Origin of the sequence: Acinetobacter sp. 809848, from assembly GCF_000581275.1 — a bacterium.
Classification (GTDB): Bacteria; Pseudomonadota; Gammaproteobacteria; order Pseudomonadales; family Moraxellaceae; genus Acinetobacter; species Acinetobacter pittii.
Window position 1 is genome coordinate 54,826 of the sequence record NZ_JEXG01000016.1, and the last position, 25,609, is coordinate 80,434.

General features: G+C 38.8%; 26 protein-coding genes. 8 read left to right on the top strand and 18 right to left on the bottom strand.

The window, feature by feature from the left end:
* Positions 1–18: 18 nt before the first annotated feature.
* From J536_RS14620 to J536_RS14630, 3 genes are all read right to left on the bottom strand, one after another.
* The gene (locus J536_RS14620; protein WP_032063207.1) at positions 19–867 is read right to left on the bottom strand and encodes a TauD/TfdA dioxygenase family protein; all 849 of its coding nucleotides are present in this window, start codon (positions 865–867) and stop codon (positions 19–21) included.
* An 11-nt stretch (positions 868–878) separates the two neighbouring features.
* A complete protein-coding gene (locus J536_RS14625; protein ID WP_032055584.1) occupies positions 879–1,865 on the bottom strand; it encodes a quinone oxidoreductase family protein in 987 nt (328 codons plus the stop codon).
* A 136-nt stretch (positions 1,866–2,001) separates the two neighbouring features.
* Entirely contained in the window at positions 2,002–2,754 is a 753-nt protein-coding gene (locus J536_RS14630; RefSeq protein WP_032063208.1) for an aspartate/glutamate racemase family protein, read from the bottom strand.
* 137 nt (positions 2,755–2,891) lie between these two features.
* On the opposite strand from J536_RS14630, the gene J536_RS14635 reads away from it, so the two are divergent.
* From J536_RS14635 to J536_RS14650, 4 genes are all read left to right on the top strand, one after another.
* Positions 2,892–3,386 carry a GNAT family N-acetyltransferase gene (locus J536_RS14635; RefSeq protein WP_032055581.1) on the top strand — a complete coding sequence of 165 codons (495 nt, stop codon included), beginning with the start codon at positions 2,892–2,894 and terminating at the stop codon, positions 3,384–3,386.
* 168 nt (positions 3,387–3,554) lie between these two features.
* The gene (locus tag J536_RS14640) at positions 3,555–4,127 is read left to right on the top strand and encodes a nuclear transport factor 2 family protein (RefSeq protein ID WP_032063209.1); all 573 of its coding nucleotides are present in this window, start codon (positions 3,555–3,557) and stop codon (positions 4,125–4,127) included.
* Positions 4,094–4,588, top strand: coding sequence for a chalcone isomerase family protein (locus J536_RS14645; RefSeq protein WP_032063210.1), 495 nt, complete (start codon positions 4,094–4,096; stop codon positions 4,586–4,588). Before J536_RS14640 ends, J536_RS14645 begins: the two co-directional genes overlap by 34 nt.
* A 17-nt stretch (positions 4,589–4,605) precedes the next feature.
* A complete protein-coding gene (locus tag J536_RS14650; RefSeq protein WP_000526530.1) occupies positions 4,606–5,301 on the top strand; it encodes a response regulator transcription factor in 696 nt (231 codons plus the stop codon).
* On the opposite strand, the gene J536_RS14655 is transcribed toward J536_RS14650, so the two are convergent.
* From J536_RS14655 to J536_RS14700, 10 genes are all read right to left on the bottom strand, one after another.
* Entirely contained in the window at positions 5,298–6,626 is a 1,329-nt protein-coding gene (locus J536_RS14655; RefSeq protein ID WP_032055573.1) for a sensor histidine kinase, read from the bottom strand. The two genes, J536_RS14650 and J536_RS14655, sit on opposite strands and share 4 nt — an antisense overlap.
* A 32-nt stretch (positions 6,627–6,658) precedes the next feature.
* Positions 6,659–7,705, bottom strand: a complete 1,047-nt coding sequence (locus J536_RS14660) for an SAM-dependent methyltransferase (protein WP_032063211.1) — start codon at positions 7,703–7,705, stop codon at positions 6,659–6,661.
* Positions 7,706–7,713: 8 nt separating this feature from the next.
* Positions 7,714–8,493 carry a DUF1295 domain-containing protein gene (locus J536_RS14665; protein WP_032055572.1) on the bottom strand — a complete coding sequence of 260 codons (780 nt, stop codon included), beginning with the start codon at positions 8,491–8,493 and terminating at the stop codon, positions 7,714–7,716.
* Between the two features lie 29 nt (positions 8,494–8,522).
* Entirely contained in the window at positions 8,523–9,722 is a 1,200-nt protein-coding gene (locus tag J536_RS14670; protein ID WP_032055570.1) for an SAM-dependent methyltransferase, read from the bottom strand.
* Positions 9,719–10,510 carry a DUF1365 domain-containing protein gene (locus tag J536_RS14675; protein WP_032063213.1) on the bottom strand — a complete coding sequence of 264 codons (792 nt, stop codon included), beginning with the start codon at positions 10,508–10,510 and terminating at the stop codon, positions 9,719–9,721. The genes J536_RS14670 and J536_RS14675 overlap by 4 nt, the downstream gene beginning before the upstream one ends.
* A gap of 21 nt (positions 10,511–10,531) precedes the next feature.
* Positions 10,532–11,794 carry an NAD(P)/FAD-dependent oxidoreductase gene (locus J536_RS25695; protein WP_032063214.1) on the bottom strand — a complete coding sequence of 421 codons (1,263 nt, stop codon included), beginning with the start codon at positions 11,792–11,794 and terminating at the stop codon, positions 10,532–10,534.
* On the bottom strand, positions 11,791–12,762 hold the full coding sequence (locus tag J536_RS14685; RefSeq protein WP_032063215.1) for an acyl-CoA desaturase: 972 nt from the start codon (positions 12,760–12,762) through the stop codon (positions 11,791–11,793). The genes J536_RS25695 and J536_RS14685 overlap by 4 nt, the downstream gene beginning before the upstream one ends.
* A 119-nt stretch (positions 12,763–12,881) precedes the next feature.
* Positions 12,882–13,445: a lipocalin family protein gene (locus tag J536_RS14690; RefSeq protein ID WP_032063216.1), complete on the bottom strand. Its 564-nt coding sequence runs from the start codon at positions 13,443–13,445 to the stop codon at positions 12,882–12,884.
* A gap of 96 nt (positions 13,446–13,541) precedes the next feature.
* The gene (locus J536_RS14695; protein ID WP_032063217.1) at positions 13,542–14,945 is read right to left on the bottom strand and encodes a heavy metal sensor histidine kinase; all 1,404 of its coding nucleotides are present in this window, start codon (positions 14,943–14,945) and stop codon (positions 13,542–13,544) included.
* Positions 14,942–15,613: a heavy metal response regulator transcription factor gene (locus J536_RS14700; RefSeq protein WP_002055638.1), complete on the bottom strand. Its 672-nt coding sequence runs from the start codon at positions 15,611–15,613 to the stop codon at positions 14,942–14,944. The genes J536_RS14695 and J536_RS14700 overlap by 4 nt, the downstream gene beginning before the upstream one ends.
* A gap of 125 nt (positions 15,614–15,738) precedes the next feature.
* On the opposite strand from J536_RS14700, the gene J536_RS14705 reads away from it, so the two are divergent.
* Together J536_RS14705 and uraH are read left to right on the top strand one after the other, a co-directional pair.
* Positions 15,739–16,206 (top strand): GlcG/HbpS family heme-binding protein, encoded by a 468-nt coding sequence (locus tag J536_RS14705; RefSeq protein WP_081404149.1) that lies wholly within the window; start codon positions 15,739–15,741, stop codon positions 16,204–16,206.
* Between the two features lie 10 nt (positions 16,207–16,216).
* Positions 16,217–16,618, top strand: coding sequence for a hydroxyisourate hydrolase (uraH, locus tag J536_RS14710; RefSeq protein ID WP_000167346.1), 402 nt, complete (start codon positions 16,217–16,219; stop codon positions 16,616–16,618).
* A gap of 60 nt (positions 16,619–16,678) precedes the next feature.
* Here the strand turns inward: uraH and J536_RS0104530 are convergent, their stop codons facing one another.
* From J536_RS0104530 to J536_RS14725, 4 genes are read right to left on the bottom strand one after another with little or no spacing between them, the layout of a single operon-like run.
* Complete coding sequence (locus J536_RS0104530) at positions 16,679–17,386, bottom strand: PqiC family protein (RefSeq protein WP_032063220.1); 708 nt, start codon at positions 17,384–17,386, stop codon at positions 16,679–16,681.
* Entirely contained in the window at positions 17,376–19,043 is a 1,668-nt protein-coding gene (locus J536_RS14715) for an intermembrane transport protein PqiB (RefSeq protein ID WP_031945749.1), read from the bottom strand. The genes J536_RS0104530 and J536_RS14715 overlap by 11 nt, the downstream gene beginning before the upstream one ends.
* A 7-nt stretch (positions 19,044–19,050) precedes the next feature.
* Entirely contained in the window at positions 19,051–19,860 is an 810-nt protein-coding gene (locus tag J536_RS14720) for a paraquat-inducible protein A (RefSeq protein ID WP_032063221.1), read from the bottom strand.
* A complete protein-coding gene (locus J536_RS14725; RefSeq protein WP_032005371.1) occupies positions 19,857–20,465 on the bottom strand; it encodes a paraquat-inducible protein A in 609 nt (202 codons plus the stop codon). Before J536_RS14725 ends, J536_RS14720 begins: the two co-directional genes overlap by 4 nt.
* A 1,003-nt stretch (positions 20,466–21,468) precedes the next feature.
* Between J536_RS14725 and aspT the strand changes: the two genes are divergently transcribed.
* Both aspT and J536_RS14735 read left to right on the top strand, forming a co-directional pair.
* Positions 21,469–23,154 (top strand): aspartate-alanine antiporter, encoded by a 1,686-nt coding sequence (gene aspT / locus J536_RS14730; RefSeq protein WP_032063222.1) that lies wholly within the window; start codon positions 21,469–21,471, stop codon positions 23,152–23,154.
* Positions 23,155–23,210: 56 nt separating this feature from the next.
* Complete coding sequence (locus J536_RS14735; protein WP_005073522.1) at positions 23,211–24,809, top strand: bifunctional aspartate transaminase/aspartate 4-decarboxylase; 1,599 nt, start codon at positions 23,211–23,213, stop codon at positions 24,807–24,809.
* A gap of 90 nt (positions 24,810–24,899) precedes the next feature.
* On the opposite strand, the gene J536_RS14740 is transcribed toward J536_RS14735, so the two are convergent.
* Positions 24,900–25,454: a TetR/AcrR family transcriptional regulator gene (locus tag J536_RS14740; RefSeq protein ID WP_032063224.1), complete on the bottom strand. Its 555-nt coding sequence runs from the start codon at positions 25,452–25,454 to the stop codon at positions 24,900–24,902.
* Between the last annotated feature and the right edge of the window lie 155 nt (positions 25,455–25,609).

Sequence of the window (25,609 nt, forward strand, 5' to 3'; positions counted from 1 at the left end):
AATTATTAACCTATAGATTTAATAGGTTGCGTCACCAATAATGCCGGCCCGCTCCATTTTTCGGTGGCAAGGTGGGTAATCCATGACTGCATAATGTTGTGTGCTGCGGTTATCCCAGATGGCAATGCTGTTAGGCTTCCAACGCCAACGCACTTGAAACTCAGGAATATAGGCTTGAGAAATTAAGTAACGCAGTAGTTCAGCTGCGCCCGGATTGGCATCTTGTCCAAATCTGACTCGGTCTTTGGTGTGATAGTTACTGAAGTGAGTTGTGAACGCGTTGACGTATAAAATTTTCTCTCCCGTTTCAGGATGAGTACGTACCACAGGGTGCTCAGCATCGGGAAACTTTGCTTTTAAGTCCAAGCGTTTTTCAAGTGGCATAGCCGCACCAAAACTCGCTTCTATGCTGTGGTAGGCACGTAAGTCAGCAATCTTATCCTTAATATCGTCGGGTAAAGACTCATAGGCCATGACCATATTCGTCCACATGGTGTCACCACCTACAGGTGGGCATTCAACACAATGCAACACACATCCCATCGGTGGAACCTTGCGCCAGCTTGCATCGCTGTGCCAAGCATTTTCATAACGATCGACAGGACTTTCCGGATGTTTATAAATCTGCACCAAACCCGGATGATCAGGATGGCTGCCTACCGCAGGATGATCTTCTAACTGTCCAAATTTTTCTGCAAATGCGACATGATCCTGACGAGTTAAGTGCTGATCTCGTAAAAACAACACACGATGTTTAAGTAGTTGTGTGCGAATTTCAGCAAATAATCCATCATCATAAATCGCATCAGCAAGTTTGACGCCACTGAGCTCTGCACCAATATTGCAAGTTAACTGTTCAATTTGCATAAGAAATCCCTTCAAATTACAAAGATTGATGAACCTATTGTTTTACGTGCTTCCAAATCACGATGAGCTTGCACGGCATCCTTTAACTCATAGCGCTGATTAATTTCAATTTTGATTCGTCCATGCCGAACATGATCAAATAATTCATTTGCCAGTTCTTTCTTCTCGGCAGGATCTGCAATGTAATCTGCTAAAGCTGGACGTGTGACAAACAATGATCCTTTCACGGCGAGTAATACCGGATCAAAAGCAGGGATTGGACCAGACGCTGTTCCTACACAAACCAACAAACCACGGCGTTTGAGCGAGTCTAATGAACTCATAAAAGTGGCTTGGCCAACACTATCGAAAACGACATTTACACCCACGCCGCCTGTTAACTCACGTACACGCTCAGCAACATTTTCATGACTGTAGTTAATGACATGATCACAACCATGAGCTCGCGCTACGGCAGCTTTTTCTTCTGAAGATGTGGTACCAATAACAGTCAAGCCAAGTAATTTAGCCCATTGAGAAACGATCAGCCCAACACCACCTGCGGCTGCATGTAATAAAATTGAATCGCCCGCTTTAAAGTCATAAATACGGCGCATTAAATAAGCAGCGGTCAACCCTCGCATGGTCATGGCTGCCGCTGTTTCACAAGAAATTTCTTCAGGTAATTTAATTAAAGCATTTGCTGGAATTAGACGGTGCGTACTATATGCACCTAAGGTATTTAAAAAACCTGTATAAGTAACTCGATCACCGACTTTAAGCTGAGTCACTCCTTCGCCCAAAGCTTCGATTACGCCTGAAGCTTCGACGCCCATGCCATTAGGCATTGGAATTTGATAGGTTCCATTACGAAAATATGTATCGGCATAATTTAAACCGACTGCCACATGACGTAGGCGTACTTCTCCAGCTTTTGGATCTCCTACTTCTACATCTTCATAGCGCAATACTTCTGGCGTTCCTGTTCCATAGAAACGTATAGCTTTCGTCAACGTCATGTCCTATTCCATATTTTGGTTTTTTATTGAGTGCCTATAAAAGCAATAACCAAAATTACAACAGTTAGGATATGGGCCACTTTACATTTGACGACACAAGCTTAACGTTTAATGACAAAGGATATTCGAAATATTGCTAAAGAGTATTCCCAGCAATTACAGCAGATATATTTAAATTGGTGCTATGAGAATTTTTATTTTCATTCAAGCTAAAACTCACCGCCTCTTTGGCGTGAATGGTCGTAGTATCAAATAAAGGAACCGAGAATTTAAGCTCACCAATTAACATACAAATTTCAGTACAACCCAAGATAATGCCTTGTGCGCCTTCAGCTATAAGTCTTTCTACAATAGCGATATACTTTTGCTGTGAATCAGGGTTAATCACGCCTAAACAAAGTTCTTCATAAATAATGCGATGAACTGTCTTTCGGTCGGCTTCATTTGGAATAACAACATCAATTCCATAATCCTGCAATCGAGCTTTATAAAAATCTTGCTCCATTGTAAAAGCTGTTCCTAACAGTGCAACTTTACCAATATTTTGACTCAAAATTTCTTTTGCCGTTGCATCAGCAATGTGTAAGAAAGGAATCGAAATTGAATCTTCAATCTGCGCAGCAATTTTATGCATGGTGTTAGTACACACCAAAATACAATCTGCCCCTGCTTTTTCTAAATTTAGCGCTTGCTCAGCTAAATATGCGCCAGCTTCTTGCCATAAAGCCTTCGCTTGCAAGGCTGCTATTTCTTCAAAATCGACACTATTAATAATGACCTTAGCAGAGTGCAATTTTCCTAATTTACAATGAACCATTTTATTGATTTGTTGATAATAAAGCGCTGTAGATTCCCAACTCATTCCGCCTAATAAGCCGATTGTTTTCATTATTGAATCCTTCTATTTATGTAAAATTTATCTATATCTCTTATGGGTAAAGCGCAGCTAGAATAAAATTGCTTTCTTTATTGAATTATTATTCATCTTATAAGCTATAATTTTTTAAACTATTTAATAAGAACTCTATGTTAGAAACAGAACGTTTAATTTTACGGCCATTCCTTGAAGAAAACTTACCTATTATGTTGGAGATGTTTCAAGACAAAGATTTTATGGCTTTTTCACCTCATGGTGCCTTATCAACTGAGGCAGCAACTGATCGTTTTTTAGAAATTTTGGAGCACTATAAAAATCATAATTTTGGCAAGATGGCTATCGTTTTAAAAGATACCCATAAAATTATTGGTTATTGTGGTTTTGAAACTTGTGAGGTTGATAGCAAGACAGAAGCTGAACTAGGTTTTAGACTTATTAAAACTGAGCGAAATAAAGGTTATATTGTTGAAGCTTCACTTAAGTTACTAGAAGACATGCAAAGTCGAAAATTTAAGCATGTGATCGCTTTTTCAGAAAAAGATAATTTACCTGCCCACAACCTATTAAATAAACTTGGTTTTGAAAAAACAAATTCATCTAGTTACATGAATATGGATGTTATCTTTTTCAAAAAAGATCTGTAATTTCTTTGATAAAAAATAAAGCATTACTATAAAAAACTTTAAGTTAGTGAAGATCTATTTGCCTCAAAGAAACCAGCATTAAATCCCAAATCATAAAACATAAGAATTCACGCAAAATTCACGACCAGCTCTTTAATTTGATCTTATAAAGTTGGCTTGGATATCGACATGAAAATTATAACTACAGCCCTAGGGTTGATTACTTTGGTAGGTTTAACGGCGTGTAAAAGTGTGCCTAGTTACTCAGGTGACTATGGCAAAGCTGAACAAAAAATTACTGGTATAGAATTAGATGATCAACAGGCGCTAGATGTCGGCAATCGTTTTGTCGCTGCATTTAATACGCTCGGTACTCCTTCTTTTGTAAATAATGCTAGCAATCTTTACGCTGATCAGCTCTATATCAACGATACACTCTCACAGTTCTCTCAAAAGAAAGATCTGATTCAGCATTTTGAAGGCATGAATGACCGAGTGAGTAATGTCACTGTAAAACTCATTAGTGCAACTCATCACCAAGATACAGCCTACATTCATTGGTACATGTCCTATGACTTTAAAATGCTAGGTCGTTCAAAAACGATGGCTTCTTATGGAATTAGTCAGATTAAGATTAATGAACAACAAAAAATTATTTTCCAGCAAGATTATTGGGATCCAGCGAATGGCCTCTACCGTTCTTTACCCATATTTGGAGGAGTATATAAATGGATATTGCCGTTCAAAAAAGTCGAATCTTGATATTTCTGGGAATCTTAATCGTATCTCAAGCGAATGCGGCTGAACTAAAAAAATGCAGTTCAGCGCCTTTAATGGTGACGAGCAAGAAAGTGGGAAATGTCAGTTACTTTGCTGAAGATTGCCTAAAAAATTGGCAGAACCAAAGCATCAAAATGGACTTTAGCTATAACCGCGATATTCCCGAGTGGGCATTTAAACGCGCAGCCACCCACTTTTTGAAGAAAAATGTTAGCGGCTTTGATGCTAAATCTCCGCTTAATCATATTAATGAACTATATAGGCCAATTAAGAGTGGAGATCTTTATAGTCTCTATTATCAACATGAAAATCAAAAACTAGAACTGAAATTAAACCAGAAGCTACTCGGCTCTTTGAACAATCCGAATGCAAATCAATATTTTAAAATCTGGTTTGGTAGCGAACCGTTTAATGCTAAATTAAAACAACAATTATTAAATTAATGGCTTAATAAAATCTCATGGGTAATCACTTTATCCTCATGGTTGAGGACCATTTTGAACTCGCAGCAACGGTCTGCGAATTTCTTGAAGTGCATGGTTATGTTGTCGATCATGCACGTAATTTAGATGCTGCACGGACTTTTCTCAAATCTCAGCATTATCATCTTTTGTTGCTCGATATAAATTTACCCGATGGCTCGGGTTATGACCTATGTAACTGGCTACGTACCGAACAAGGCGTTGATATTCCCGTTCTTATGCTCACAGCAAGAGATACTTTAGATGACAAACTTAAAGGTTTTACTGCTGGAACAGATGATTATTTGGTAAAACCTTTTGATTTTAATGAATTAGTGATGCGGATTCGTGCATTAATAAAAAGAGCAGCTGGTGAAGTCACTCACCATAAAATTCAAATTCACGACTTAATTCTTGATAGCGCAACTCAAACCGTGGTTCGTGCCGGAAATAATATCGAGTTACCCCCTATTCAATTTAAACTATTAAAAATTTTGATGCGCCAGTCTCCAAAAGTGGTAACCAAGCAAGAACTGATGATGGAATTATGGGGTGATGAAGAGCCTGAAAGTGATGCGTTACGCAGTCATATCTATAACCTAAGAAAAATGGTTGATAAACCTTTCGACCCTAAACTATTACATACAGTGGCAGGTGTCGGTTTAAAAATTGCTTTGGAAGATTCCGCGACTTAACTTAAATAGACCACAACAATTAAGCCTGTGGTTGGCTCCAAATCGAGTTCAGGATGAGTGGTTAAATAATATTGTCGATCAAACAGCTCCACTCTCCATCCTAGTTGTTTGCAAAGCTTTTGTACCAATTGCAAGCCAATTCCATGGCCTTTAGCCTTTAAGGAAAGTTGTGAATCGCTGAGCTCTTGCACCTTTACATCGTTAGGTAAAGAAATTCCAATTCCATTATCTGCAATAATCAGACTGTTTTTTTGTTGAATGATATCGATTTGTGAGCCTTGAGAATAGTTCAGCGCATTACGTAAAATATTACCTAAAACCATTTGAGTCATCGAAGGATATAACCAACGTGGCTGCTCAGAAACGTCAGGTTGAATATTAATCTGTATCCCTTTACCTACACTCACCGCTTCTAAACTTTCAACAAGATCTTTTACCGTTTTGGATAATAAATTTTTCTCAGACGGCAAGCTTTTTACCGTATTCCGAGCAATCGCAAGTAAGGTATCAACGAGCAACTGCATGTCTTCAATTGTGTTATGAAGACGGACTAAAGATTTATCGTCTCCATATTTCGCCTGACAAAGTTGCACATTACCTTTCAAAATGGTGAGTGGAGTGCGTAACTCATGGCTCACATCTCCAGTAAATTCTCTTTCACGTCGAATAAAATCACTTAAAACTTGATGATATTTTTCTAAAGCTTGTTTGAGATATTCGGCTTCCATGTTGCCATTGGTATTAATATCTCTAAAAGGAGATGCCTGAGTATCTTGATGTGCCCAATCAATATTTTCTAAAGCGTTCGCTAAGCGCGTAATTGGGGAAAAATAGCGTCTTGCTCTTCGGTTTGACCACCACAAAAAGCTATATAGAACAGATAAGCTGAACATCAGTGGAGCAAGACCAAATAACCAGATCAGCTTATTAACATTGCTTTCGCCAAATACCAATAGAACATGCTGACCATTACGCTCACCATAGACCGTCATTCGTTCTTTACCATCAACGAATACTCGGTGCACGCCACTCTCTAAATGCATGCCCCGAAAAGGTTGAGGCGCGGCCTGTGTATTCCACCGATATCCATATAAATTTTTAGTATCTGGTAAATCAGCATTTGGATTACGTTCTATGCGTAACCAGTAATGCTCCATTTCCTGTTCTAAAGCGGTTTTAAGTAAAGAGCCCTTAATCACCCAAGCACTACAAGCCAACCCGACCACGATCGATAATGCAATCAGACCAATCTGCAACCAGTAATATCGATTGAACATTTGGGCTAATGGATGACTCGCTTTGCCATCATGTCGAGTTTTTATCATATCTTTATCGCCGGGATAGGCTATAGAAATTACTATGATCGCTTTTTAAATAAAAAGTGACCAATGACCCATTCTTGACCTTGCTCAAAACCAAATAACTCAGCACAAGCCATGAAGAAAATACGCCAGCGTTGCCACCAAATATTGGCATCTTTTCCATAGATTTTTTTAAACAGGGGCTTCAGTTCGACTTCTTGGTTATCCATGTTATCAAGCCAAGCATTTGCCGTTCTCATATAGTGCTCACCCGACCACTGCCACTGTTGAGCCAACTCTAAATGCTCTTGAAAATGCAAAAAAGTCGAAGTCGAAGGCATTAAACCGCCAGTAAAGAAATACTTGGACATCCAATCATAATCTGATTTTACTTCAAAAGGATAATGTAAAAAGCGATGGCAAAAAATATGACACCAAAGTAAGCCGTCTGCTTTTAACCAGCCCTGAATTTTTTCAAAAAGACGTTGGTAATTACGAACGTGTTCAAACATTTCGACCGATACAACACGATCAAACTTGTCTTGGTCTAAGTCAAGTACATTCACATCACAGGTAAGCACTTCAACATTGGTTAAACCTCTCAATTCTGCTTGCCGAAGAATATGCTTTTTCTGAGTTGCAGAATTTGAAACAGCCGTAATCTGTGAGCCTGGATAGTTTTCTGCCATCCACAAAGTTAAAGAGCCCCAACCACAGCCTAACTCTAAAATCTGTTGACCGTTTTTAAGTTGTGCTCTTTCACAATAAAGCTGAAGAGCCAACTCTTCTGCCTGATCTAAAGTTGTTGTTTTAGTCGGAAAATAACACGCACTATATTTGAGTCTTTTTCCAAGCACCGCCTGAAAAAACTCGGTCGGCAATTCATAGTGCTGCTCGTTTGCCTTATCCGTTTCAACCGCGATTTCGCTCTTCTTCAGCATATTAAGCACATTCATGTAGCGCTGCGCTCCTTGCTCAGGGTCATAACGGCCTTCTTGGATTAAGCGCTTTTTACTTAAAGCACGAATTGCAGCTCGAATTGCATGATCTGGAATCACACCACTTTCAACAATTTTCAAAGACTGATGAACAATAAAATCCATATGCGCACCTATTTTTTGGGTTTTCGCGGAATAAACATTGATGTTTTTTGTTGATAATCAAGATAATTTTGACCGCGACTTTTAATTGCTTGTTTTTCACTAAATGGAATACCCGTGACGTAATATAAAAATAGCCACATCAGTAACGGATAAATCCACAATACATATTGGCCTGCTGCTAAACCAATAATTGGATAGGCAAACCAGTGTAACCATTCAAAAAAATAATTGGGGTGACGTGAATAACGCCATAAACCCTGATCCATCGTTTTGCCATGATGATCTGGATTTAATTTAAATCGGTATAACTGCTGATCAGCGAGCTGCTCTCCAATGAAAGCAATTGCCATGATAACAGCAGCAATTACTAAAGCGACTTTATATCCACTACTCCATTCAGTTGTCTCTACATTGAGGAGCATCCACATCGGCAAAAAGAACAAAAGCACTAAAAGTGTTTGAAAGATAAAAAATAATAAAAAGCCAATATGCTGAAACTTACCCATCGCTTTACGCATGCTCGCGTAACGTCCATCTTCTTTTTGTTCAGATTGATAACGTCTTAACAGGTGCCAAAATAATCTTAAAAACCATAAGCCGCTAAAAATACCGATAAAAAGACGCACTTCAACTGGGGCAACTGAAATGAGTAAAGAAGACACAATAATGTTTACTGCCAGACAGAAACTCCATGCAGCATCTACAATTCCAGCTCTGCCATTTAGAGTGGCAAGTAGCCAGCTCAGCAACATGATCATTAAATCTAGAATCAGTAAATTCCAAAACATGAGCAGTCTCCTTACTTGAGCTGTTTGATTTAGTAGCTGGTACTTTCAAACAACAAGTGAACATTGCTTATCACGCCTTCTTTAAAACCACCTTCGCAATAACATAAATAAAAATCCCACATGCGAATGAAGTTTTCATCAAAACCTAGAGCCAATACTTGTTCCCGCGCTGCTAAAAAACGCGCTCGCCAGTGATGAAGTGTTTGTGCATAACTTAAACCAATATCATTTAAATGTTTTAACCTTAAACCACTCTCAGAGGCGGTTTGAGTTAATACACTTATGCTAGGAATGAAGCTACCCGGGAAAATATAGCGCTTAATATAATCAACTGTATTTAATGCTTTTTTATATCGGAAATCTTCAATGGTAATGGCTTGAATAAATGCCAAACCTTTCGGTTTTAAGAGTGCTTTACATTGATCAAAGTATGTCGATAAATATTGCGCACCAACCGCCTCAACCATCTCAATTGAAACCAGCTTATCGAACTTACCTTCGAGCAAACGGTAGTCTTTAAGTTGCACATCAATTCGATGTGCCAAGCCAGCTTCATTTACACGAGTAATGGCTTCATCATATTGAGCTTGTGAAATGGTAATGGTGGTTACTCTACAGCCATAATGTTGAGCTGCATAAATGGCAAAACCACCCCACCCACTTCCAATTTCAACCAAATGATCTAGCGGTTTTAAATCTAACTTTTTACAAATGATCTCTTTTTTTAAATCAGATGCTTCTTCGAGAGTCATGTTTTCATTTTCAAAAACGGCGCTCGAATACATTAAAGACGGATCTAAAAATAATTTAAAAAAGTCGTTGCTTAAGTCGTAGTGCTCGGCAATATTTTTACGGCTACCACTTATAGAGTTCTTTCGATTTTGATACCACGCTTTAAGAAAAAACTGGCTCGCTTGAGCAATAACATTCTGGTTGATTTGGTCCAATACAGCTCGATTACGTGCCAAGATCTGAATCAACTCGACAAGGTGCTCGCTGCTCCAGTCACCACGGATGTAGCCTTCTGCTGCTCCCAAAACACCATTTTTTAAAATGAGATCCATCAATAAAGGATTGTGAACTTCAATCACAGCATGTAAGTCTGAAACTTCACCGACCGTCCCATTCCACGCGCCCTGAAAAGTGATCTGTCCATGACGTAGTTTGAGAAGACTCTTGAGCAATAACGGCAGTGAGTCATCTTCACCATAAAGAAATGTTTTTATCATGTCTTATCTACCTTGATCTTTTTAGGATGACGATAAAATGGAACTTTTTTTCGCCACAACTTAAATGCCTCTAAATATATTGAAAACAACATTTTAAAAGGCGCTAGGCTGTTTATAAGAGCATATCGATATTGCTGTGAAGGAAATGTGATGGGCACAAGCTCAAAACGCATAGTGGCATCAAAGACTTGTTTCTGCTCTTCAAAAAGCTGCATGTGAATGACATTCTGCTGATCTGAAAAACTAAATCGCCAACGGTAAGTCAACTGCATGGGCATAAATGGCGAAACATGAAATGATTTTTCAAAGTTAAAATCGAAACTTTGATAGTCACCTACCTGACCTTGTTGTTTTATACATTCGTGTGTATAGACTTTTCGTTCATTCCACGGAGTATTGGTGATTTCACTAAGAATAAAGAGCGGTTTTCCGGCTTTATTTAAGACAAAATAAAATACGACCGAATTAAACCGAAAACCTAAACAACGAGGCAAAGCCAACACTCGGATTTGCCAGTCTGGCCGAAGATGTAAGTGATTATTTTGTAGTATCGCTTTCTCTACTCTATCCCTTATAGAACCGTGATACATGTTTAAAAAATCATTTTTAGATAGCTTTAATACATTCCAATGATCCGTCGACCAGAGTGAACAATCTTTTGTGATATCAACCAATTGATCTGGATCGAACCATAAATAATTTAAGGTCGATGTAAACTCATGCGGTTTAGGGCTATAACGCCGATGACGAATAAGCGCAGGAGCGATAGCAAGTTTATTTAATAACATTTGAAAGCTCCTTATTTATTCTTATAACGCTAAGAGTTGCTCAACAACACGTGCAGCACTGCGGGCGCCGTCTTCATGAAAGCCCCAGCCCCAATATGCTCCACAAAATGAAGTACGATTTTGCCCATTAATTTCGTGCCAACGAGATTGAGCTTTAATCGCTTTTGCATCAAATACGGGATGTCGATATTGCCGCTCAACCAAGATGTCTTCGGATTTGATTTTCATATTCGGATTTAAAGTAGAAAAAATTTGAGTAGCGCAGGATAAATTCTGCAAATTATTCATCCAGTAGGTAAAACCATAATGTATGTCGGACTCATCGTTTTGAACTTGAGATGTTGGCGTTACATGCACATGCCAGCTTGCCCACTGCAAACGGCTTTTAGGCATAATTGAAAGATCACGATGGACGACCATTCGATTATCTTGATAACCAAATTGGCTTAATATTTCTTGTTCAAGCTCTGATGCATCTTTAATTAAACTTAGGCTATCGTCAGCGTGGCTTGCAAAAATTACCCAGTCGTATTGGGCTTGTCCTTCTGAAGTTTCGATCAAAACTGTTTCTAGTGAACGGCTCACAGCTTTTACTTCTGCAAACTTCCACTCAATGGATGGGCAATTCTTTTGAATAGCACGAATATAGCTTGCCGAACCATGTTTAACCGTTTGCCATTGCGGCCGCTCTTTTAGCTGTAACATGCGGTGATGCTGAAAAAAGCTCACCACAAATCGATATGGAATTTGGCCTACCTGCTCAACCGGAGCTGACCATAAGGCACCGCACATCGGATAAAGATGCTCATAACGGAACTCATGACTATATTTGTGAAGGTCCAAATACTCTTCAATCGATAAATTTGGATCAATATCCGCCACATCTATATCTTTATTGTCATCATAAAAACGCAGCAAATCTGAGAGCATTTGCAGAAATTTTCGGTTTAAAAAGTTCTGCGGACGGGCAAAGAGCGACCATTTTTTTGAAGGGTTATATTGAAGTCCACTGACCAGATTATTCACCGAAAAACTCATATCGCTGCTTTGAGTTTCTACGTCTAATTTTTTAAGCATGTCAGTAAATAACGGATAGTTATAGGCGTTAAACACAATAAAACCACTATCTACCGCGACTTTAGTGCCTTCTATCTCTAGCTCGTGAGTGTCAGTATGACCGCCAAAATAGTTATTTTTTTCATACACAGTGACCTCGTGTTGTTCTGACAATCTCCAAGCTGCGTAAAGTCCAGATATACCTGAACCAATAATGGCAATTTTCATAACACTTCACCGTTTTCAATTTTTTCTATCGATAGGTTTTTAATCTTTTTATATTGATAAACCTTGTCTGGTACTGGCTTTAGTCCCCACACCAAACCAAATAAAGACATCAGTTTGAGCACATAAAAGGTGATATCAATCTGCCACCAATAAAAGCCTTGTCGCACACTGCCTGCGTAAAAGTGATGGTTGTTGTGCCATCCTTCACCCAAGGTAATTAAAGAAAGTAGAAAATTATTACGGCTATCATCTGGGGTATTAAACTCACGTGAGCCATAACGATGAGCGAGTGAATTAATACACAAGGTTGCATGTGTTAATAGAACAGTGGAAATCACAAATCCCCACACTAAAAGTTGTAAGCCATTGGTGCCCAACTCAGGAAAATGTTGCGCAAGCCAAGAACCTAGGCCATAAATTGCTAAGGCCGTCAAAATCACAATAGGCAAACTAAATCGGTCTAGCCAAATCAGCTCAGGATATTTCAACCAGTCTTTAATGACTTTTTTTCGAGTAGCAAAATTCTGTTCATTTAAAAACCAGCCTACATGCGAATACCAAAAGCCTGCTTTCGCTGAATGCGGGTCCTGATCGGTGTCGGTAAAGTGATGGTGATAACGGTGATGAGCTGCCCACCATAACGGTCCTCGCTGCGCACTCATGGTTCCGATCAGTACAAAAATGAATTGAACAATACGTGATGTCTGAAAAGTTTTATGCGAAAGATAGCGGTGGAAAAAAGCAGTAATTGCAAACATGCGAAGAAAATAAAAACCCAGCATGAAAACAACCGCGAACCAAGATACGCCCACCCAAAACGCTGCTAAACAAGCGATATGTAATAAAATAAAAGGAATAATTCTTAACCATTGAATGTTCTTTTCAATGACATATTCGCTAGAAGCACCCACTTGCGCATTTTCTGAATCTGACCAGCTATCGATCCAGCGCAGAAAAAATTTAGACATTGATTCTTCCTGATCTAAAGCATTTCTTTTGGTTCTAATTTAGAAAATGCGCAATGAATTTTATGTGAAGTTCACTCGGTTACGAGATAAATATAAGCATCTATGCAACCAGCACTTTACTATTTAGACTGGGTTGTTTTAACGAGTTTAGAAACGTCGTAGCCATAGCTTTTTGCGGTTTGCAGATAAGATTGATATGTCGCCTCATCAATTTGAGGACTACGAGAAAGAATCCATAAATATTTCTGGCTTGGGCCACCCACTAAAGCAACTTGATAATTTGGGTCAACTCTTAAAACCCAGTAATCGCCTTTTGTAAAAGGAATCCATCTAAGGCCAGAAGGTAGAAAGCTCACCTTTAATTTACTGTTGCCTTCATTTTGCGGATAAGCAACTCCTTCTGATGAGATCGTTTCTCCATTTTTATTCGTACAACTATTTAAAACACCAACGGTTTTGTCTGCGTTAATAGAATAGTTTGCAGTTGTATTGGCTACACAATTACGCTGGAAAAACATAGGTAAATGTGCAATTTCATACCACTTACCCGCGTATTTATTAATATCGATAGAATCAACAGCGATAGGTTTAGTATTGGTGTCGGCGTAAGTGCTCAAAGGAAGCATTAAGCTCACCGCTGCAAGGCTGCTGCTCATGACCAGTGACTTAAATAATAATTTCATGACTACCCTCTTCTGTTTATTTCATGTGTTTAAACATACGTCAGAGGGCTGTGAATAAAGTGTGAATTTTAAAAATTAAGGAACATTAATAAGGATTTAATTGTATTTCTTTGCAGCATCTGCAATTGGAAAAGCAAGCTCAAAGCACACACCCTCGACCGTGTTATAAACTCGATAGAGGCCATGATGTAGATCCATAATAGAAGCGACAATCGACAAACCTAATCCACCTGTTTGATTCTCATCACTTCGGCTTGAGTGGCATTGGTAGAATCTTTCAAAAAGATGCTCAAGTTGATGTTCAGCAATTAAAACACCTCCCGTTACCACAGTCAGACTGACCCATTGCCTATGTTCAATCATTTTATGTTTAGTTGCGATATAAATAGTTCGCTTGTCACCACCGTGAACCAGCGCATTTAAAATCAGGTTATAAACAGCTCTTTGAAATAACTCTGGATCTGCAAATAAGGTTTGAGCTTCTAAGTTAAAACTAAAATGACAGTCTTGTTCCTCGGCCTGATATTCAAAAATCTGGCATAGGCCATCTATAACATCTTGGAGGTTTATTTCCTGTTTGTTTACAAGCACCATTTTCTGATCGGCTCTTGCCAAGAAAAGCATACTGTCAATCATGCGTTTTAATCTGTGGTAGTCGTCTAAATGAGACACCAGCAAATCTTCATATTGCTCAACCGAACGTTCGCCAGTTAAAGCAATCTCGGTTTGCCCAATCAAATTATTTAAAGGTGTGCGGAACTCATGAGCGATATCTTCAGAAAAACGGTTGAGCTGGGTATAGCCCTTTTCAATACGCTCAAGCATGTGGTTGATATCTTTTGAAAGCAGATCAACTTCTAAAGGTGAATTTGGGAGTTTTAATCGGTTCTGTAGCTGATTTGCATTAATAGAATGAGTTTGCTTGCGAAGCTGTTGTAGCGACCGTAAACCAAAATGACACGCTAAAATGCAAAGCACAAAGATTGCAAACACGCCCCCGACCACATACATCAAGAGACTTTCTTGAAAAGGTAAAAGAATATTAATGCGTTCCGACCACTGTTTACCTGCAATGAGCAGATAAGGTTCGTTATTAATTTTTATGGTTTTCCAAGCAATGCGCGTTGGATATGAGTTGTTAGTTAAATCTTGAAATTGAAGACTGTCGCGCTGTGCAAGTTCAGGCAGTTGAATGTGGAGCGGATTGATATTAATTAAAGTTTTGTCTTTATGGATGAGCAGAAACAAGTTGTCTTGGTTTCCGAGCATGTTTTGATATAGCTTAGGACGCGCAATGATTTGCTCTACATTTTCACTATCTTGGAGCAAAATTTCCAAACGGTTAATTCTGTCTGCTAAAGCTTTATCTTGCTGCTTTAATAAAATCTGGTTAATACCCAAATAGGTCATAAAGCCGACTGAACATAAAATTAAGGCAGAACAAAGCGTGACCAGTAATGTAATACGGACTTCAAGAGAACGTAGAAATTTAAAGTTCATAAGCTAACCGAAATTTTATAGCCCAAGCCACGTATGGTATGAATGAGTTTTAATTCATATCCTTCATCAATTTTGCTTCGTAAACGGCGTACCGCAACGTCAATAAAGTTGGTATCGGTATCAAAGTTAATATTCCAAACTTCTGAACCAATTTGTCTGCGTGTCACAATTTGCTCTTTGTTGAGCAATAGATAACGCAACAAATTAAATTCGGTTTTACTCAGCTCAATTAAGTTGCCACTACGCCAAACTTTATGGCTAACCACATCCATCTTTAAATCACTAATAGACAGCTCGTTTTCTTGCAGATATTGCTGTCGTCTTAACAGGCTTTTAATGCGTGCCAATAGTTCAATATAGGAAAAAGGCTTAGCCAAGTAATCATCTGCACCCAACTCTAACCCTTTCACTCTATCTATGACCTGATCTTTTGCCGTTAAGAAAATCACCGGAATTTTTGAAAACTGGCGTAGGACCTGTAATACGCTCCAGCCGTCTATGTCCGGCAACATGACGTCAAGAATAAGCAAGTCATATTGATCTCTCTTTAGCATTTCCAAACCTTGCAGCCCTAAGTGAACACACTCCGCTTGATATCCAGACTCTTTTAATCCTTTGACCAAATAAGTGGCGATCTTGATCTCGTCTTCAATAATAAGGATACGCATTTTGTAGAGACTCATTTGAAAGATGACAACTTTGTAATGTGATTGTCATGCTTGAAATTAAGCAATTTGTTTAAGATTTTCAAAGCGACTTAGAGGCAATCATTATGAAAAAATTGAACTGGCTGATGTTAGCAGCCGTGCTATTTGGTAATAGTACTTTTGCACAGCCCCCTGCTTTGAATCAAGTTTATTCATTAGATCTCAAAACTGCCCACCTGTTAGCCGACAGTGCGAAAGAGGCATGTAAAAAACTAAACCAAAATATTGCGGTTGTTATTGTAGATCGTGGCGGTAATCCATTAACTGCCGAACGGCATGAGCTGGTGGGTCCGCATAATTTAATGGCTGCCGAGAAAAAAGCCTATACCGCGTTATCTACCAAAACATCCACCTTAGTTTTAAGCCAAAACAGTAACCAGAACCCCGATGCAAAAAATTTAACTACCGTAGCAAATTTACTTTTGTTAGGCGGTGGCGTACCTGTTCGTTTTGAGAACCAAGTGATCGGAGCCATTGGGATTGCAGGTGCTGGCGGCGCACAAAATGACAATCAATGTGCAAGCAAAGCCATTGAAACCGTTTTTCATTCATAAGGAGTTCATCATGACTAAATCATTTATTGCTTTATCTTCGTTATTTATAGCTTCGGCTACATTTGCACAAACTAATCCGCTAAGTGTGCACGTGTTAAATCTAGAAACGGGTTTACCCTCTTCTCAGGTTGAAGTCGTTTTAGAGAAAAACACCAATAACCAATGGGTTAAGCTCAACCAGCAAGTGACAGATTCAAATGGTCGTATTACTGCACTCTATCCAGAAAATAAAAAACTAGAGCAAGGTATTTATAAAGTTACTTTTAAAACAGAAGACTGGTTTAAAAAGAACAAACAACAAACTTTTTTTGCCGAGGTTCCTGTAATTTTTAAAGTTGATGGAAGCGTAAACCACTACCATATTCCGTTACTACTTAGCCCTTACGGTTACTCAACCTATCGAGGCAATTAAAATAAAAAACCCCTTTATCTGTTGTGCACAAATAAAGGGGTTGGTTAAAAGCGCTTGGTTTTATGAACAAACACCATTGCTAATAACCGATTTCTTGTTTGAATCTAATGCAACAATTGAAGAAGAAACCGTATTAATGATTTGAGTCATTGCTTCACTTGAAGCACTCACAATCGCATCCATCTTTTTAGTTTTTTGATCAATCGGCTGCTTAAAAGCAATTCGACAATTGAGCTGAGATCCTGCATTCGTGATGACTTTTGCATTATTTGATTCTAATTGAGTGGGCGGTATTTGACGCTTCACCACCCAAGAAACCGCAATATTAATATAGCTTTTATCTACAATATCAAAATGAGAAAAGTCTGTAGAAACTCGATATAAAGGCTGATTGTTTCCAGCTAGCCCACTGCTATAACTGTCAATTGCCCCTAATTTTTGCTGTAAACCCGCCGACAAAGTATCGCGTAATTGCGTCCCCATGGTTGATGTCCAGCGTTCATTATTTAACACCGTAGACTTACCACTACTGTCTTGAAGCACCAAAGGCGCTCGGTCCAATCGGTCTGGAATCCCGACGGGTAATACCTCAATCACCTGCACAGTTGATTTTGTAGCCGCAGTAATTTTAGGGGACATTGTATAATAATTTGGCGTTGGCGAACTCGAACATGCCGTCATGGCAACTGCCGTTAAAAACAGGCCGCTCCCAAGCAGCCATTTGGCTGCTTTAGGATGTTGAAAAGATAGAGTGTTTTTATTTTTCATCATCGGTCTCTGGTGTTTTACCACGAATAATTGATTCAGGATGTTGCTCAATATAGTCTGCCATTAACTGTAATGAAGCAGCCGCACGTGTCATTTGCTGCAATGCTTTACGTACGTCTTGTTGTAACGGCGCATCGCTCGACAAAATAGACTCTGACGATCTTACAGTTTTACGAACATCGTCTAAGGTTGCTTGTAAACCAGGTGCAACTTTTCCATCTAACTGTTTAACCAGTTTGTCGGTAGACTCAATGGCTGTGTTCATATTGTTGAGCGTTTTACGTACATCTTGCCCAATCTCAACTAACGGGAATTTAGTTAACTTGTCAGCAATCTGAGAAACTTGTGCTTGTAAGCCACTCAGTTCAGTTGGTGTAGTTGGAATCACCACACGGTCATCACTCAAAATTTGCAATGTGGCTGGTTTAGCTTTAGGGAACTTATCTAGGGCAATATAGTTTTGACCCGTGAGAAGGTTGCCTGTTCTCATTTGAGCACGCCATCCATGTTCAACAAAATCTTTGAAAATATTGCTATTTGGATTGAGTGCCTGTCCATTCTCAACGCGTGACGGATAGATGACCGCCTCAACACGCATGCGAATCTGCTTATAGTTGTTATAAAACTCTGCATTAATCGATTTAACATTACCAATTTCAATGCCCATGAAATCAATTGGCGCGCCAACAGACAGCCCACGTAAAGAATGATCAAAGTACATAATCACACCGCGAGGTTGCCCGTCAGGGTCTTTTAATGCCTCAGATTTCGAGTCCCATAGATTAAAGCGACTATGATTTGCCGCTGTAGTAGCACGAGAGCTTTCAGGGATTCCAAAAGCAATACCGCCCGCGACAATACTTGCCAGCGATTGAGTATCTAAACTAAATCCTGAAGCATTCAGGCTCACATCGATACCACTCGCCTGCCAAAAACGTGCATCCGTGGTAACAAACTTGTCATACGGTGCACGGATAAAAGTTTGCAGCTCTACAGTTTTACCGTCATTAGACAATTTATAGGCTGTAATTTGGCCCACATTAATTCGACGATAATAAATTGGAGAACCGACATCTAAAGATCCCAAATCATCTGCATTTAAGAAAAATTCTTTGCCCGGTACATCGGAAGTAATCACTGGTGGTACCTCTAAGCCAGTAAATTCAAGCTTTTTCTCTTCCGACTTGCCACCATCCACTTCAATATATGAACCTGACAATAATGTGTCTATTCCTGAAACCCCACTCGTCCCAATACGTGGTCGCACAACCCAAAACCGTGAATCTTTTGCGGCAAAGTTACTGGCATCTTTACGCAAATCAATTCTGGCAATCACGTGTGAACGGTCTTCTGAAAGATCAATCTGGCGTACTACACCAATATCCACCTGTTTATAACGGACCGTTGTTTTACCTGCGACCAATCCCTCAGCCGTCCTAAAAGACACGTCAATGGTCGGGCCGTGAGACAAGAGCGCTTTTATCGCTAATGAAAGCGCGATTAAAAGAGCAATCAATGGAATGAGCCAAATTAAAAGAGGCTTCCACCGACTTTTCTTTTCTTGGGGTTCTGGCAAATCATTCATGCTATCCAGTTCAACATCTGGATCACGACGATCTGAGTTACCAGGGGTTATTTCATTTTCAGACATACTCATTGTTCTTTTATTGACTGGGATTAATGGAATCATTATTCAACGGCGGGTGTTCTGCCTGAATAATCTTGGTTTTGTTTGAGGCAAAAGAAAAAGGCTTATTTGTATTTTGAGATGCGTAGAAGTTATCCCAAATAAGTCGTGGGTCAAAACTTAACGATGCAAACATGGTTAACACCACAACCGCACCAAAAGCGATCGAACCCGGCCCTGCTAAAATCGTAGCAAGCGATTGAATCTGAATGAGTGCTGTTAAGAGTGCCACCACAAATACGTCAATCATTGACCAACGGCCAATAAACTCGACAACTCGATATAATTTAACGCATTGCTCAGGTAAAAACTTCCAAGCTGACGATTGTTGAAGATATACCGCCACCAATAAAAAATACAAAATCAGTAGCTTCAACATGGGAATAAAAATACTGGCCATGAAAATGACCACTGAAACCAGATAGTCTCCACTTTGCCAAAAGTAAATGACCCCACTCATGATGGTATCTTGCTGGCTACCCAACAGTGAATCAGTCACCGTCATTGGAAGCACATTGGCTGGAATATAGAGAATAGTCGCAGCTACTACTAAGGCAAAAGTTCGATTTAAACTCGCTGGTTTACGTGAATGCAGAACGCTATTACAACGAATACAACGTAACACCTGATGGCTTTGGTTGAGTCGTCTCTTTTCATTTTGAGCAGAATTTACGACGCCACAGCAGTGACACACAATTAATGAGAGATCTTTGGCTCTTGGGTATTGCTTAAGCATTGCCCCTTGCTGCGAGCTTTGTGTTTGGGTCACATTTTTTATCGTTTTCATGGCAGTGACCTATCAATTTCGTTCCATATATCACTCACCTTTATGGAAGTAATATAAACCAACAATACACTTAAAATCGCAAATGCCCATAACGCAATCTCGGGAATCACCAACACCATTCCCATTAACTTCACAAGCGTGACCAAGATTCCAATTAAGAACACCTCAACCATTCCCCACACTCTCATAAAATAAAGTGTACGTAAGGCAAATACTAAAAATGTGGGTCTTTTCTTCAATACGCTTACTGTGCCCAACACATAGGAAAGTAATAACAGATAGGAAAGTGGCACAATAAAAGTGGTGATTAAAATAAGAATGCCAACAAAAGCCCGATCATAATGGAACATCACCCAGACCGCACCCAGTAAAGTGGTTTCAGAGATGTTGCCCTGCAATTCAATTTTTACGATAGGAAAGCTATTAGCAATAATAAATACGATCAACGCCGTTAAGATTAAAGCCAACAGTGTCGAAAAAGGTTTGGTGTGCCGATAGAGTTCAGCACCGCAGCATAAGCAATAAGCTCTTTTCCCATAAGCAAGCGGTGTTCTACGATAGACAGTATCGCATTCCTCACAACCTGCTAATTCTTTAAGCTTCATAGTTATACTCTGAGATTTATAGTTTTAACTGTGTCACACAAAACTCTTTTTATTACTAAGGTAAATTAAAATATAAATCAATCGAAAAACTATCCAAGTCATCATAAATTTTGAGATGAAAATTACCGTGTACTGTTCAATATATTATTGAAACTGCTGAATAATCTGTACAAATTCTGTGGCCAAATTAAAATAGAACCTAAAAGTCAAAGGCTTAAGCTGAGATAGTACAGTTTTATGACCAAAATATCTGAGATCAGCATGTGACAGCACAGAATCATCAGAAATTTAGCATTTCTGAACAGTACGGCATGTGAGTCATTGGGAAAACAGTACAAAAGAATAGCGTGTTGGTTATACACGCGGACAGAGATTTACTTAAAAATATGAGCACTCATAGAGTACTCTCAAGGTTATAAATCCTTAACCCTCTCTTTTTAATATGATAATTTTAATTAGAATATAAAACCAAAACACTAATAACTTTTATATTCAAATATACATTCCATTTAAGAACGGCAATTTCAAATCTTATATTTTTCTTTAAAATAAATGTAATTATGAAGATTAATTTAAATATATTAAAAATTAATTTATGCGACATAATTATCAAAAAATTAATTTTAAGTAGATTATTTTTTAATTTATATAAAAATTAAGACCAGTCTAGCAATTAAAAATTAATTATTTAAATATCAATATATTAAAAATCTATTTTCAAGATTAGATATAAGCAAGACGCTTTAATCTCATAAAATATTCTTTATATTATTGTAAATAAATTTTACCTTTCATTAAAAAATTAATAGTTGATTTAAACACTCAGAATTACCACCAGACCTTAGTTCACACGTATTTTAAGCACATTATTTTTTATAATTAAACTTAAGAAAACCACTAAACCTGAACGTTTGCTTAAGTAATTTTCATACTGTATTTTAAAAATGAAAAATAAATAAATTTATATATTAAAGATAGAGCTAATAATAAAAGTGAGATCAAAATGATTGAATGGTTACAAGGTGTTTTAAAGCACAGCCCCGAAATATTATTGTTCTTATCACTCGCAATCGGCTTCTGGATTGGACAATTCCAGTTTGGAAAATTTCAGTTTGGTGGAGTCGCAGGCTCCTTACTCGTCGCAGTTGTTTTAAGCCTTATTGGCGTACCTGTCGATAACGGCGTTAAAGCAATTTTATTTGCTCTCTTCATTTACGCAGTAGGCTTTGAAAGTGGCCCTCAGTTTTTTAAATCACTGGGTCCACAGTCAATAAAAGAAATTTTATTAGCAGTATTCATGGCAGTGTGTGGTTTAGTCACTGTTTTAGTGATGGCTAAAATTTTTCATCTCGATAAAGGTTTGGCTGCGGGTCTCGCTGCGGGTGGCATGACTCAATCAGCGATTATTGGGACTGCGGGAGATGCAATTTCTAGACTCGATCTCCCACTTGCAGAAATTCAAAGACTTCAAGCAAATGTCGCGATTGGCTATGCAGTCACTTACATTTTCGGTTCATTGGGAGCAATTATTGTCTGTGTGAACATCTTGCCTAAATTTATGGGTAAAGAAATTCACGACGATGCTTTAAAAGCTCAGAGTGAACGACTCAAAGGTGCTTTTGAATTAGCCCCAGGTCAAGAACTGGCAATGCCTGAAATTGTTGGCCGTATTTATAAAGTTAAACAAGCCAATGGACAAACTATTGCGGAAATTGAAGCAAAAGAGCCGAGTATTACGATTGAACGGTTAAAACGTAAAGATCAGTTTATTGATGTTGCTCCTGAACTAACTTTACAAACAGACGATGTCATTTTACTGGTTGGTCGCCGTGCCAATGTAGTTTCAGTTGCCGAGCAAATCGGTAGCGAATTACAGTCATCGCAAGGTATGGAAATGATTATGGATACCAGCGATGTCATCCTAAGAAATTCCAAATATCTCAACCGTACCTTAGGAGACATTAAGGCCAATACGCCTGCGTATTTAAAGCACGGTATTTATGTACTTGCAATTAAGCGTAACGATGAGACACAACCTTTAAGTGACGATACTGTTTTACGCCAAGGCGATGTGGTCACCGTATACGGAACAAAAAGCGACCTCGAGCGCTTGGTGAAAGAAGCAGGTAAAGCCCTACCTGAAAGTTTAAAAACGGACTGGATTTTCCATGGTGCAGGCCTTGTGGTTGGCTTAGTGATTGGTCTTTTTGTGATTCGTTTAGGTGATGTGCCATTAACTCTTGGTGCCGGTGGCGGTGCTTTACTATCAGGTCTTCTGTTTGGTTGGATTCGAAGCAGAAATCAAGTGCATGGCAATATGCCTTTAGCAGCTTCACAGCTTCTTAAAGATTTGGGTCTTGCAGGCTTCGTTGCTGCCGTCGGCTTACAATCAGGTTTACAAGCTATTCAAACCATTAAAGAAAGTGGTCTTTCACTCTTTATGATTGGAGTTGTGGTAACACTGGTTCCTCTCCTACTTTCCATGCTCTTTGCTCGTTATGTTCTGCGTTATGACAACGTTGCAGTAATGGCAGGGGCACTATCTGGTTCACGCAGTGCAAACCCTGCATTTGGTGCAATTTTAGACAAAGCAGGAAACTCGATTCCGACCGTTCCATTTGCAATTACCTATGCCCTAGCAAATGTGTTCTTAACCTTGCTCGGACCACTGATCATAGGCTTGGCCTGATTTTATACATTGAATTAGAAATTTTATTCATCTCACTATAATTAAGGAGACGTCCCATGGGGAAAGTCGATTATTCTAAATACGCAAAACTCAGCCCATTTGAACTTAAAGATAATTTAATAGAATTAGCTCAAAGCAGAACTGACCGAATGATGTTAAATGCTGGGCGTGGTAATCCGAACTTTCTTGCGACTATTCCACGTAGAGCATTCTTTCAACTGGGTCTGTTTTCTGCGACCGAATCCGAATTTTCATTTTCCTATATGCCAGAAGGCTTAGGTGGCTTCCCGCGCCCCGTTGGACTCCAGTCACGTTTTGATAACTTCATTTTGGAAAACCGTGACAAACCCGGTGTGGTCTTTTTAGGTAAAGCCGTGTCTTATGTACGTGACCAGTTAGGCTTAGATCCAGATCTTTTTTTACTTGAAATGGTTGAAGGGATTTTAGGGTGTAACTACCCAGTTCCAGACCGAATGCTCAGAGTGAGTGAAACGATTATTAAAGAGTACGTCTTAAGAGAAATGGGCGTACAAGGCATGCAAAAAAGAGACTTAGATTTGTTTGCTGTTGAAGGCGGAACAGCCGCAATGGCCTATATTTTTAACTCATTAAAAGAAAATAAAATTATAAAAAATGGTGACCGTATTGCCATTGGTAGCCCTATTTTCACGCCATATCTTGAGATTCCAAAACTCAATGATTACCAGCTTGAAGAAGTATTAATTGCGGCAGACCCTAAACTCGACTGGCAATATCCAGAGTCGGAGCTTAGAAAGTTAGAAGATCCGTCTATTAAAGCGTTCTTTTTAGTCAACCCAAGTAACCCGCCATCAGTAAAAATGAGTGATGAAGGTCTTGCGATTTTGGCTGATATCGTCAAAAAACGCCCTGATCTGATCATTTTGACCGATGACGTTTACGGTACGTTTGCCGATAACTTCAAATCACTTTTTGCGATCTGCCCTGATAATACGATTCTGGTTTATTCGTTCTCTAAATACTTTGGTGCGACTGGTTGGCGACTTGGTGTCATTGCACTTTCAAATAACAATGTGCTTGATAAACAAATTGCGAACTTATCGAAAAAAGAGAAGAAAGAGCTTGAAGAACGCTATTCATCTTTAACTACTGACCCAGCAAGTATTAAGTTTATTGACCGCTTAGTTGCAGACAGCCGAAATGTTGCTTTGAACCATACCGCTGGTCTATCTACCCCACAGCAAGTTCAAATGGTTTTATTTGCCTTGTTTAATATGATGGACTCACGCCAAAGCTATAAAAAAGCTGTTAAATCTGTTGTTCGTGAACGCGATGCAGCACTTTATAGACAGCTTGGTGTTGAGGTTCCAACAGATCCAAATGCTGTTGATTATTACACGCTAGTCAACCTTGAAAATACTTCACGGACTCTCTATGGAGATGAGTTTGCCGATTGGGTCATGAAAAATAAAAATCCAACCGAGCTATTGTTTAGAGTTGCCGATGAAACAGGTGTAGTTCTATTACCGGGTTCTGGCTTCGGTGTGCAGCACCCTTCTGCCCGTGCATCTTTAGCTAACCTAAATGAATATCAATATGCTGCAATTGGTGACTCTTTAAGACGCTTTGCAGATGAAGCTTATGCAGAGTATTTAAAAACTAAAAAAGGCAAATAAGCACCTATATACAGTGAGGCTCTAGCAGCCTCACTTTTTCCTTTCTGTTCTTTAATTTACTATTTCAGTTTTTCAATTTAATGGTTCAATTTAAGCATTTATCTTTAAAAAGTAAGTCAGCAACTGATCAGGCTCTTCATTTTGGCTTGAATCTAAAAGTCCAAAAATCGCACCATCAATCATAAATACAAAAATATCCGATTCTTCATACGTAGCCCTTTTTTTAGATTCTCGCAGAACCCAGAAAATTTCATTTTTAAGCCATCGCCTATAGCGGATTGCGGTTTGGTAGGCGTTTGGATAAAGCTTTTTAATTTCAAAAATCGCTTTAAACAACAAATAATACGCACCTTTTAAGTCCGCATGTAAAAGGTAAATTTGTCTAAGTTTAAGAGCCAAATCTGGATATTGACGAGATTCGCTCAGTGCCCTCACTTTTTCTTTTAAATGCTCTTTTTGAACTAATAAACACATTTCAATTAATCTTTCTTTTGAGTGAAAGTAGTTGTAAAAAGTGGCTTTAGTCATTTTGGCTTCACTAACAATTCGGTCCACACCGACCTTGTTAAAGCCGTATTGTTTAAATAAATCCGCTGCTGTATAAAGCGCTCGCGTTGCTCTAAATGAAACTTCTAAATTTTTCATGTATACCGTTTAAAATAATTTCTTGTTGTAAATAAAAGAGATAGAAATGCCGTCACTCTTAAAATGAGTGCTAAAAACAGGCATGCAAAAGCCGCACAAAAATGGTGTGCTCGCCTATCTCAGGTTTTATTGTTGCTATGATTTTTTAGTCGTAA